Annotated in this window: 11 protein-coding genes; 1 reads left to right on the top strand and 10 read right to left on the bottom strand. The window is 68.1% G+C overall.

Annotated elements, in window-relative coordinates:
* Positions 1–346: 346 nt before the first annotated feature.
* From BQ8420_RS16810 to BQ8420_RS16855, 10 genes are all read right to left on the bottom strand, one after another.
* Positions 347–1,672: an ABC transporter substrate-binding protein gene (locus tag BQ8420_RS16810; protein ID WP_087100079.1), complete on the bottom strand. Its 1,326-nt coding sequence runs from the start codon at positions 1,670–1,672 to the stop codon at positions 347–349.
* A gap of 23 nt (positions 1,673–1,695) precedes the next feature.
* Positions 1,696–2,772 (bottom strand): branched-chain amino acid ABC transporter permease, encoded by a 1,077-nt coding sequence (locus tag BQ8420_RS16815; RefSeq protein ID WP_087100080.1) that lies wholly within the window; start codon positions 2,770–2,772, stop codon positions 1,696–1,698.
* A 2-nt stretch (positions 2,773–2,774) separates the two neighbouring features.
* Positions 2,775–3,626, bottom strand: coding sequence for a branched-chain amino acid ABC transporter permease (locus BQ8420_RS16820; protein WP_087100081.1), 852 nt, complete (start codon positions 3,624–3,626; stop codon positions 2,775–2,777).
* A gap of 11 nt (positions 3,627–3,637) precedes the next feature.
* Complete coding sequence (locus BQ8420_RS16825; protein ID WP_087100082.1) at positions 3,638–4,357, bottom strand: ABC transporter ATP-binding protein; 720 nt, start codon at positions 4,355–4,357, stop codon at positions 3,638–3,640.
* Positions 4,354–5,223 (bottom strand): ABC transporter ATP-binding protein, encoded by an 870-nt coding sequence (locus tag BQ8420_RS16830; protein ID WP_087100083.1) that lies wholly within the window; start codon positions 5,221–5,223, stop codon positions 4,354–4,356. Before BQ8420_RS16830 ends, BQ8420_RS16825 begins: the two co-directional genes overlap by 4 nt.
* 95 nt (positions 5,224–5,318) lie before the next feature.
* Positions 5,319–8,123, bottom strand: coding sequence for a LuxR C-terminal-related transcriptional regulator (locus tag BQ8420_RS16835; protein ID WP_087100084.1), 2,805 nt, complete (start codon positions 8,121–8,123; stop codon positions 5,319–5,321).
* Between the two features lie 520 nt (positions 8,124–8,643).
* On the bottom strand, positions 8,644–8,829 hold the full coding sequence (locus BQ8420_RS16840) for a DUF397 domain-containing protein (RefSeq protein ID WP_087100085.1): 186 nt from the start codon (positions 8,827–8,829) through the stop codon (positions 8,644–8,646).
* A gap of 55 nt (positions 8,830–8,884) precedes the next feature.
* Entirely contained in the window at positions 8,885–9,070 is a 186-nt protein-coding gene (locus tag BQ8420_RS16845; protein ID WP_087100086.1) for a DUF397 domain-containing protein, read from the bottom strand.
* Positions 9,071–9,447: 377 nt separating this feature from the next.
* Positions 9,448–9,636, bottom strand: coding sequence for a DUF397 domain-containing protein (locus tag BQ8420_RS16850; RefSeq protein ID WP_087100087.1), 189 nt, complete (start codon positions 9,634–9,636; stop codon positions 9,448–9,450).
* Entirely contained in the window at positions 9,633–10,502 is an 870-nt protein-coding gene (locus BQ8420_RS16855) for a helix-turn-helix transcriptional regulator (RefSeq protein ID WP_160049339.1), read from the bottom strand. The genes BQ8420_RS16850 and BQ8420_RS16855 overlap by 4 nt, the downstream gene beginning before the upstream one ends.
* 282 nt (positions 10,503–10,784) lie before the next feature.
* On the opposite strand from BQ8420_RS16855, the gene BQ8420_RS16860 reads away from it, so the two are divergent.
* Positions 10,785–11,342 (top strand): ATP-binding protein, encoded by a 558-nt coding sequence (locus BQ8420_RS16860; RefSeq protein WP_087100089.1) that lies wholly within the window; start codon positions 10,785–10,787, stop codon positions 11,340–11,342.
* Positions 11,343–11,634: the final 292 nt, after the last annotated feature.

Raw genomic sequence — 11,634 nt, forward strand, 5'->3', positions numbered from 1 at the left:
GCCGGGGATCGGTGTCAGGGGGCGGGGAGAACGACACGGGGTGCGCCCCTGGCCAGATTCTCCACACCTTGTGGTGATCCCGGGGTCGAGGCCGGGACAGGCCACGGGTCGTTTCCGGGCAGCACGACGTCGGCGGAGACTCAGGTCCCCCCGAGTTCGATGGGATCACGATCCGCGGTGTGGGGCCACCGAGGGGAGCACGGGCTGTGGACAACTCTCCCGGGCACCAGAAGTCAGAGGTCCGAGGTCGGAAGGCAGGGCGGGGTCCGGAAACGGCGATGGCCGCACACGCTGTCCAGCGTGTGCGGCCATCGGGTCGCGAACCGTGGGTTCGGGACCGTCGGTACTAGTCGTGGAAGGGCAGGGTGTCCGGCATCAGGGGCTCGAAGTCGACCTCCTCGATGGCACCACCCTCGCGGTCGGTGACACGCGGTTCCTGGACCACCTCGATGGCACCACCCTCCTGGTACTGGACCACGTACACACCCTGGTGGCCACCGTGGTCACCCTCGGAGGAGGAGAAGGGCACCGGACCGGGCCCCTGCCACTCCTGGCTCTCCAAGGCGTCGATCAGGGACTGACGGGTGAGGTCCTCGCCGGCGGACTTGAGGACCTGGGCGAACATCACGGCCTGGGTCATCCCGAAGACGTGCGTGTTGGTGACGGTGTCACCCTCGCCGTACTCGTCGTAGATCGAGAGGAAGAACTGTCCCCACTCGTCGCTCTCGTCCTCCACCCGGGGCATGTAGGTGGTGATCAGCATGTCCGACAGGAACGCGTCGGCCGGGACGTCCTCGGCGTCGCTGCCCTCGGTGAACGTCGCGAGCAGACCCTGGAGGGTCGTGGTGTCGCCACCGATGCTGGAGACCACCCACTGGGGTTCGTAGCCGATCCGCGCGGCCTCCAACATGCCCAGGGCGACGAACGCCGGGATGCAGGAGCACACGACGACCTCGGCGCCGGAGCTCTCCATTTCGGCGATCTGCGAGCTCAAGTCGCTGACCTCGGACTCGTAGTGCTCACGGGCGACGACGTTGTCACTGAGGTACTGGTCGAGCCCGGCCTGGGAGTCCTCACCGACGTCGTCGTTCTGGTACAGGTAGCCGACGTCCTCACCGGGGAAGTTCTCGGTGATGTACTCACCCTGGATCTTCGCTTCCTTGGTGTAGTCGGTCTGCCAACCGTAGGTGAGCGGGTGCTCGTCCGGGTTGTTCCAGGCCAGGGCACCGGAGGAGGGGAAGATGTCGGGCACGCCCTCCTCGTTCAGGTAGTCCAGGACACCGCTGTGGGTGGGGGTACCCAGGCCCCCGACCATCGCGAAGATCTCGTCCTCGATGACCAGCTGACGGGTGACGTCGATCGTCTGGGACGGGTCGTAGACGTCGTCCTCGATCCGGTAGTCGATCTCGCGGCCGTTCACTCCGCCCTGGGCGTTGACGAACTCGAACACGGCCGCCGCCCCCTGGGAGACCGCCAGGTACCCGGCCGACGCCGGTCCGGTCAGGGGCTGGTGGGTGCCGATGACGACGGCGTCGTCGGTGACGCCCGGGGACACGTCCAGGTCGACCTCGGCGCTGTCGCCGACCTCGCCCGCGCCCGTGCAGGCCGTGGCGAACAGGACCAGGGCCAGTCCCGAAGCCAAAAGGGCTCGGGTTCCGGTGCTTGTACGCATGGTTCTCTCCTTTGAAAAGGGGGTTAGGAGTTGCGGGCTCGGAGACGGGCTCTGAGGCTCTGGAGGGCCCCGTGGACACCCAGGGGCCAAAAGCGCAGGACGAGGATGAGCACGACGCCGAAGAACACGATGGGCAGGTTGTTCTCGGCGTCCCGGCTCAGGTCCATGGCACGGGCCAGGTCGGTCGCCCAGATCTGCAGGTAGACGATGGCGATGGCCGCCCACAGAGCACCCCACAGGCTGCCGATACCACCCATCACCAGTGCGGCGAGCAGGGTCAGGGACAGTACGAGGGTGAAGCTGCTGGGAGTGACGGTGCCCAGGACGTAGGCCTGGAGACCACCGGCCAGACCACCCGCGGTGGAGGCGATGACGAACGCGACCACCTTGGTCTTACCGACGGGGACACCGGCCATGGCGGCGGCGGTCTCGTCGTCGCGGATGGCACGCATCCGCCGGCCGAGGCGACCGGAGGAGATGGTGGCGAGCACCGCCAGACCGATGACGACGGTGGTCCACACGACCAGTGCTCGCCATTCGCTGGTGCTGACGAGGCCTTGGAGGAAGGGCGGCACGCCGGCGGTGCGGATGTTGAGCCCGTTGCTGCCGCCGAGAAGGTCGTGGAAGCGGTGGGCCAGCCCGGGCAGTCCGACCGCGAGGATGAGGGTGGCGCCGGCCAGGTAGGGCCCGTGCAGGCGTGCGGTGGCCGCACCGACCGCGAGGCCGGCGACGATCGACACCACGACGATGATGCCGAGGTTGGCGCTGATCGGCAGCATCGGCTGGTGCAGCACCAGCAGGGCCATCGCGTAGGCGCCGATCATCATGAACGCGCCGTGGCCGAGGGACACCTGCCCGGAACCGCCGACCAGGAGTTGGAGCCCGGCGATGGCGAGCATGGTGTACCCGATGGCGGCGATGCGCAGGGCGGTGAGATCACCGGTGACGAACAGCAGCCCGGTGACGACGGCCAGGCCGAGCGCGGCCAACACCAGGTGTCGGACGGGGAGGGGCAGTACCGCCCAGCGGGACGGTCTGGGAACGGCCGCGGCCTCGGTGGGAGCGGTGCGCTTCTCGCGCTGTGCGGTGGGCTGGGACATGGCTACACCTTTCGCGCGGTCGGTCGGGACAGGATGCCGTCGGGGCGCACGCTCAGGACGAGGACGACGATGACGAGGGCGGACAGGGTGGCCAGCTCGGGCCCGAGGTACCCGGACACGTACGACATACCGAGACCGATGAGCAGACCGCCGATGACCGCGCCGAAGGGGTTGTCGAGGCCGCCGACGACGGCGGCGGTGATCCCGAAGACGAACACCACGTCGAAGACGTTGGGCGAGATGAACGGGGGCCCGGCGAGCATGCCCGCGAGGGCGCCGATCAGGGAGGCGATGCCCCAACCCGCGGTGAGCATCAGGCCGACCTTCACCCCGCTGAGTCGCGCGGCCTCCGGGTGGAAGGCCGCGGCGCGCATGCGCAGGCCGAACGGGGTGAACCGGTACACCAGGAAGAGAAGGAGGGCGACGGCGCCCACGGCCGCCAGCGCGAACCCGTCCGCGGGCGAGAAGCGGCCCACGTAGCTGAACGCGTAGCTGAATCCGTGCTGTTCGTTGCCCCAGATCATGCCGACACCGCCCTGGATCACCAGAAGGAGTCCGAGGGTGACGATGATGGCGTTGAGCTGTGAGGTCTTGGCGATGGGCCGGATGATGACGCGCTCGACGAGGGCGCCCGCGACCAGTCCCACGATGAGGGCGGCGGCGAACCCGATCCAGTAGGAGCCGGTGAGCTGGGTGATGGTGTAGGCGGCGTAGACCGCCACCAGGGCCAGGGCGGGTTGGGCGAAGTTCACCAGCCGGGTGGCCTGGTAGATGATGACCAGGGACAGCGCGAGGGCCGCGTACGCCGCCCCGGAGGCCAACCCGTTCAGGGTCAGGTTGATGAAGTGGGTCATGGGGGTCTCCCTCAGAAACCGAGGTAGGCGTGGCGCGTGCGGTCATCGGCGAGGAGGCCGTCGGAGGGGCCCTCCGCGGCGACGCGGCCCTGGTTCAGCACGAACCCGTGATCGGTGATCGACAGGGCGCCGGCGGCGTTCTGTTCGACCAGGACGACGGTGAGCCCGGTGCGGTCGCGCAGATCGCGCAGCAGGGTGAAGATCCGCTCGGTGATGAGCGGGGCGAGGCCGAGCGAGGGCTCGTCGAGCAACAACACCTTGGGGCGGGCCATGAGGGCGCGGCCGATGGCGAGCATCTGGCGTTCGCCACCGGACAACGTGCTCGCGGACTTGTTCCGGCGTTCCGCCAGGGGTGGGAAGAGCTCCAGGACCTGGTCGAACGTCGTGCGGTCACGCCGGTCCGAGCGCCACAAGGATCCCAGGCGCAGATTCTCCTCGACGGTGAGTTCGACGATGACCCCACCGCCCTCGGGCACGTGGGCCAGCCCGCGGGTGATGACCTTCTCGGTGGGTAGGCGGGTGATGTCCTCGCCTTCGAGCAGGACCCGGCCGGAGGTGGCGCGATGCAGTCCGGTGAGGGTCCGCAGCAGGGTGGTCTTGCCCGCGCCGTTGGCGCCGAGCACCGCGCAGAGCCCCCGGGCCGGGACGTCCAGGGAGACGTCGTCGAGGGCACGGACGGGACCGTAGTGGGCGGTCAGCCCTTGGATGGACAGGAGGGGTTCGGCGCTCATCGGGCGGCTCCGTTCCGTCGCGTTCCGTTGAGCCCCTGCTCGTCGGCGACGGAACCGCCGTCGATGGGGTTCTCGTCGCCGGGAGTCTTGTCGGCGGGGGTTCCGAGGTAGGCCCGGGTGACGGCGGGGTCGGCCTGCACCTCGGCGGGGGTGCCGGCGGAGATGACCTTGCCGAAGTCGAGGACGAAGATGTGGTCGCACACGTCCATGACCAGGTCCATGTGGTGCTCGACGAGGACGACCGCCATGTCCTGGCTGAAGCCGCGGATCTGTTCGCCCAGGTCGTTCATCTGTTGCCCGGACAGGCCGCTGGCGGGTTCGTCGAGGAGGAGGAGTTCCGGCTCGCCCACGCAGGCGCGGGCCAGGGCGACCTGCTTCTGCACGCCGTAGGGGAGGGTGCCGGGCAGCCGCGTGGCGTACTCGGCGATACCGAACCGTTCGAGGGTCGTGAAGGCCCGCTCGCGGATCTCCCTCTCGTCCTTGTGGTGTCGGCCGAGCCCGCTGATCAGGGAGAACGGGCCACCGCCCGCGAGCCGGTCCGCCCCGACCATGACGTTCGCGATCACGGGCATCATCGGGAAGAGGTTGAGTCCCTGGAAGGTGCGGGCGATGCCGGCCTTGGCCAGGTGGTGGGTCCGGCGTCCGGGCGGCGGTTCCCCCTTCCAGGAGATGGTCCCGGCGGTGGGGCGCAGGACCCCGGACAGGACGTTGAACAGGGTGGTCTTGCCCGCGCCGTTGGGGCCGATGAGTCCGACGACGGAGCCCGGTGCGACGTGGAGTCCGACGTCGTCGAGCGCGGTGAGGCCTCCGAAGCGCACGGTCACCCCGTCCGCTCTCAGGAGGTGTTCCGGTGCTGTCGTTTTCATGACTGCCTTTCTGGTGACGGGCCGGACGTACCGACCGGTCGGCACGTTACGGTGATCCGTCCGCCCCGTCGCGTCCGGACCGGGGTCCCTCCCCTTCAGTTGAAGAGGCGGGCCAGATCCACCCGGGACCTGATGTTGAGCTTGCGGAAGATGCCGCGCAGGTGGTGCTCCACCGTGCGCGGGCTGATGAACATGTGCGCGGCCACCTCACGGTTGGTGGCGCCTTCCGCGACCAACCGTGCGATCTGCTGTTGTTGAGCGGTCAGCTCACCGGCGGGAGGTGTCTCGGGACCGCGTTCGGCGGTACCGATGGCGCGCAGTTCGGCGCGGGTCTGTCGGACCCACAGCCGCGCCCCGAAACGTTCGAAGGTCTCCAGGGCGTTGTACAGGTGTTCGCGGGCCCGGCCGGGTAGGCGGCCCCGTCGCAGGTGGGCGCCGAACAGCAGCTGGGTGCGCGCGTGTTCGACGTCGTCGTCACCGCAGGCCCGGTGCAGGGCCAAGGCGGTCCCGAAGTGGTCGGTCGCCTCCTCGCCCGTGGAGAGGAGGCCGTCTCCGCGCGCGGCCAGGGCCAACGCGCTCGTGCTGTCCACGGACTCGGCCCAGCCCCGGTATCCGGCCAGAGAGGCGCGTGCCCACTCCATCTCGCCCATGCGGACCGCCGCCTCCACGAAGTGCGGGGCGGTGAGCAACCGCATGGTGGGGTGTCCGTTTCCGGGGCCGGCGTGCACCAGGGAGCGCAGCCGGAAGAAGGCGTCGGCGGCGTTGCCTCGGGACAGTTCCAGGACCGCCAGCGCCCAGGAGGCCAGGGCGGCGGGGAGACCGAGGCTGTTCTCCCCCGCCTGGGTGGCGACCGCCCGCGCCCGAATTCGGCAGGTTTCGACGTCGCCCTGGATGGCGGCGATCATCGCCAGTGACGCCAGGTTCTGGGTCGCCCAGATGGCCTGACCCGATTCTCGGGAGGCCCTCAGCCCCTCCAGGGCGGTCCCGGCGGCGGACGGGAAGCGCCCGCTCCAGAACTCGGAGAAGACGAGGAAGGCCAGAGCCGAGGGGACGAAGGTGTGTTCGCCACGGGATCGGGCGTTCTCCGCCGCGCGCGAGGTCACGCTGCGGACGAAGGTCGCGTCGCCCAGACGCAGACCGCAGATGCCTGCCCACACCAATTCCGTGGGGGTGGACACCTCCGAGGAGAGCCGGACCGCTTCGCGCAGCAGCGGGGTGGAGCCCGTGTAGTCGCCCCGGAAGGAGATGCTGCATCCCTCCAGGTACGCCGCGGTCAGCCGCATCGGGGTGGGGTCGTCCGGTCGCACCAGACGGATCGCCAGGGCGGCGGCGCGGTCGTGTCGTACCGGGTCGCCCGCGTAGGAGGCGCTGTCGGCGGCGCGGGCCAACGCGCGCAGGGCCAGGTTCCGGTCGTGCGGGGCCAGGTCGCGGCCGATCTCGAACAGACGCTCGGCGGCGTCGATGGCGTTGGAGTCGCGCATCTTCAGCTGGGCGTCGATGAGGTCGATGATGGCCCGACGCCGGTCCGAGACGGCGAGTGGTCTGGCCTGGGCGAGCAGCCGGGATGCCCGGCCCGTGTCCCCGGCGAGGTAGGCCTTGTGGGAGGCGCTGGACAGACGGCAGGCGCGTTCGTCCGCCTCGGGGGTGAGTGCGGCGGCGCGTTCGCTGGTGAGTGAGGCCGCCAGCGGGCCTTCCAAGCGCCTGGCACCACGCGCGGCGACCGCGACCCGGTCGGCCAGGTCGGTGTCGGGGGCCTCGGCCCCCTGCGCGGTGTGCCGGGCGAACTCCACCGGCGCGAACTCGGGATCGGTGACGGAGGCCAGGGAGCGATGGGCGGCGCGAAGCCGGCCGATGGGTGTGCCCTGGGGGATGGTGTCGCGCAGCAGCGGGTCCGTGAAGGTGACGGTGTCGACGTCCACGACGACCAGGCCGCGTTCCTCCGCCGGTTCCAGCACGGAGACGGTCGCGTCGGGCCCGCCGGCCGCCAGGAGCAGGTGGAGTCGGGGGTCCGCGGACAGGGCGGCGAGCAACAGCACGTCCCGGGTGCCCTCGGGCAGCGCGATGTACGGGGCGAGGAGCGCCGAACGGAGCCGCGCCGGGAGGGGTGGTGGTTCGGGTAGCGCCTTCTCGCCCTGGATCTGGGCCGTGCTCAGTCCACCGAGGAACCCGAGCAGCGCGGCGGGGTTGCCGTGGCAGGCGCGCACCAGAGCCGAGCGGACCGAGGAGGCCAGGTGCGCCGGTGCCCGGTCGGTGAGGAGGTCGTGGACGGCGCGGTCGCTCAACGGGGCGAGCGGGTGTTCGGTGACGCCGTGGACGACGGGTTCGCGGGCTCCGTTGCCGGTGGGGCCGGGGACGACCTGCGTGTCGGTGGGTTTGCCGCGCCCGTCCTGGGCGGCGAAGAGGAGGGCGACGGCGGTGCCCGTGAGCCGTCTGGCGGTGAAGGCGAGGGCGTCGAGTGTGGGGGTGTCGAGCAGGTCGGCGTCATCGACGCGGATGAGGAGGGGTTGCTCGGCGGCGACCAGGGAGACCAGGTCGAGGAGGGCGGTGGAGAGGGCGAACCGGTCGGACTCGGCGACGCCCCCTCGGGTGACGGCCTCCCGGAGGAGGGCGCGTCGGTCCTCCCCGAGTCGGTCGAGCGCGGGCTCGACGGGCCTGAGGAGCCGGTGGAGTCCGGCGAGGGGGATGTCGGATTCGTCGGCGACACCGGCCACGTGCAGGACGGTGAAATCACCGGCGATGGTGCGGGCGTGTTCGAGGAGGGTGGTCTTGCCGAGGCCGGGGCCGCCGGTGAACAGCATGGACACACCTCGTCCGGACCTCGCGTCGCCCAGGGCGTCGGTGAGTGTCCGCTGTTCGGCGTCCCGTCCGCGAAGACGTGGACCGGGGGGATCCGTGTACATGTGTGCCACGTGTCACACCGTTGCACAGAGGGACCCGGTTCCGGCAGGTTCGACCAGGCACACTGGTCGTTTCACCGATCCCCGTACCGAGTCGCACGCGGCACCCCGAACCGGGGGTTCGCGGGAGCGAAAGAGGGCCTCACGAAGAGGCCTTGGGGGTCTTGGAACCCTTGCTCCACCTGTGGTTCCATCGCTTCGCCTCGAAGAGGTCGGCGGCCTGCCTCCACCCCCCGGAAGTCCCCCTCGCACCGCTTGAACACGGTCGCCCGGGTTATCAAGACGTTACGTGCGTGCAACACCCAACCCGCGAAACAGACAAACAGAACACATGCCACCATCGGTAGCTTTCCGCCGTCTTTGGGAGGTTGGCGTGTGGTCTCGGATGGCACTAGGCGGGCGGGTTCGCGGACTCCCCCCGGGGGTCGAAAGAACACGCGCGGGCCATCCCGGCCCGGCCGTCATGTTTCCACAGCCTGTGGACAACGGACTCACCCCGACCCGCGCCCCTGCTCGTCTTCGGTCAGCGCAGGTTGCTCTTGGCGGTGTGGAGGAAGGCGTTCCACTCGGCCTGGTTGTAGATCAGCGCACCCAGCTCACGGTTCTGGGTGTCGCGAACAACGGCACCGGTTGGCCAGTCCGCCACCTCGACGCAAGCGGTCTGGCTGGCACTGTAAGAGGACTTGCGGAATTCCAGGTTCATGCTCATGTGGGAAGTCCTTCTACTAAGGGTTCCACCCGCGACTTGCGAGGCTCGTCTTCGGTCAGCGCAGGTCGCTCTTGGTGGTGCGGAGGAAGGCGTTCCATTCGGTCTGGTTGTAGATCAGCGCATCCAGCTCACGGTTCTGGGTGTCTCGGACAGCGGCACCGGTTGGCCAGTCCGCCACCTCGACACAGTTGTGGGCTCCGGAACTGTAGGAGGACTTGCGGAATTCCAGATTCGTGCTCATGTGGGAAGTCCTTCTACTATTTCTTTGATCAGCGTCCGGGAATCTGCGCTGTTCAGAGCAGCCTTGCATAGATGCTCGAAGGACCGTTGGTACATGGTGACGTCCGGTGGGTCGCCCATCAAGATGTCGGCGGTGGGTCCTGCCAAATCCTCTGACACGGAAGTCATAGCGAAGATGAACTTGCTGATGCCGAGACCGGCGCTACGTGCAAGGTCATCGGTGCCTGATCGAGCCTGGCGGTTCTCCGGCCTTTCCGACCATCACGCTTTGTTCAGGAGCACGCGTGCGTGGTGGTGAAGCAGCGGTGCGGACCCGGGCCTGTTCGTCGCGGGTGGAGCCCAAAGGTTCCACCCGCGACTTGTGAGGCTCGCCTTCGATCAGCGCAGGTCGCTCTTGGTGGTGCGGAGGAAGGCACGCCACTCGGCCGGGCCGTAAGTCAGTGCGCCCAGCTCGCGGTTTTGGGTGTCGCGGACAGCGGAGAAGGCGGGGGTGTCAGCCACCTCTAGGCAGTTGCCCGAGGAGCCGCTGTAGGACGACTTGCGGAACTCCAGGTCAACGGAACTCATGAAGGGAGACCTTCCAGTATCTCGGTGATCAAAGCTCGGGAGTCCGAGCTGTTCAACGCTGATTTTCGTAGATGCTCGAACACACGTTGGTACGTTGTGACGTCTTTTGGGTCGTCCATGAAGATGTCCATCGTGGGACCTTCTAGGTAGACACTCGACAAGCCGACGTCAGCCACTTCGAGGATGGTGAACGCCGGGAGTTCCATAGCTGCGTGTGCTCCTGCGGCGTACGGCAGGATCTGGAGGGTGAGTACGTCCTGCTGCTCAGCCAGCTTGAGCAGATGCTCTAGCTGGTCGCGCATGACGTCGGTGCCACCTACGAGAGTCCTTGGGGCGGCTTCCCCGATGATCGCCCACACGTGGGGGGTGCGTCGTGAAAGCCATGCCTCTTGTCTCTTCATCCGGACAGCGACGCGGTCGGAGATGTCTTCGACCGGAGCACGCATTGGAGCGTGACCAGCTCGTACTACCGCGTGCGTGTAGTCCGGCGTTTGCAGCAACCCCGGGATGAGTTGTGCCTCGTACGCACTGACGTCGGCGGCGGCCTCTTCCAGCCCGATGAACGTGCCATAGGGCTTTTCCACATCATGACCCTGCCACCAGCCGGGTGTTCGCGCTGCTTCTCGAAGACTCATGAGACGTTCGGCTTCTTCTGAGTCTGCTTCGTAGACCTCTAGAAGCTTTTCGAGGCGAGCCACCCCCGGAACCTGACCATCTGGGCCTCCAGATTCCCAGCGGCCAAGACTCGAAGGTTGGGAGCGAAGAGCTTTGGCGACTTGGGCAGCCGAGCGGTCACCCCTGAGACGGCGCAACTCTCTAGCCAGCACCCATCGAGCCACAGTGGGCTCCTGTGTCTTGCTGGTCATGGGCCCAGCATGCCACACGGGAACATCCCAGACATGCCTAGAAAGAATCTTAAGCAATGTTGTAAAGCTCATTGCTTTTTCCTGTGTCTGGGTTCACACTGAAGGAATCGTCACTGCTTCGTCACTGTGGGTCGCTCTGTTGGGTCTCTGCTGACAGCGGGTTCTCCTCTTGAGCTCTCACCCATGTGTCGGAGCTGGCCAGGCACACAAAAGCCCCAGCAGGTGCTAGCACACCCGCCGGGGCCGGGCCGACAACCAACCCTTCAACCAGGAGTTGCCGACATGTCCATTGTCCCTGAAAACCCCACGCCCGCCTACCCGGGACGGCGCTGGCAAGCCCGTCATTACCCCGGAACCCGCTCCACCTGCACCCGCTTCCGGTCGGAGCTGCGCTCTGACCTGCACGCCCTGGCCGGGGTACCCCGCTCCCTGCGCGAGGACATCGAACTGTGCGGGAGCGAGGCCTTCGCCAACTCCGTCACGCACTCCCGCTCACAGCGCCCTGGTGGCACGGTGGTGCGGATGCTCTCCACCCCGATCGTGATGGGCCGCGAGACCACCCTGCGCCTGTCCGTGATCGACGAAGGGCCCCTGAACGCACGCCCCCTGTGCCCGCCCGCGCGAAGCTCCATCGAAGAGTGGGAACAGAGCGAGTCCGGGCGCGGCCTGCTGCTCATCCACCAACTGGCGAGCGAGTGGGGCACCCAGCGCTGGACCGACCCCACCTCACCGGCCGTGTCGGGCACGGTGCTCTGGGCCGAGTTCGCCTACCCCACCCCCGCCACCCCTAACGCTACGGCTGGCACCTCCACCACCTGCGCCTGCGGGGGTGGGCGATGAGCAACGCGACCATACCCATGGACCTGCGCCGGGTCCTGGAAGCTCCCCGAGGCCGACGCTTCAACCACACCCCACACCGTCCCGGCACCCGACCGACACTGACCGACACCCCCCACCAGAGGAACGAAACCGGCCCCGCATCACTCCCGCCGCTGGTCTCGCTGGGCCGCACCCCCAGGGAACGCGCACTCCTCGCCCAGACAGTCTCTTATACACAACAGACGCTGCCGACGAATAGAGAGGTGTAGATCTCGGTGGTCGCCGTATCATTAAAAAAAAAAGGGGGGGGGGG

Source organism: Nocardiopsis sp. JB363 (assembly GCF_900143625.1).
Lineage (GTDB): Bacteria > Actinomycetota > Actinomycetes > Streptosporangiales > Streptosporangiaceae > Nocardiopsis.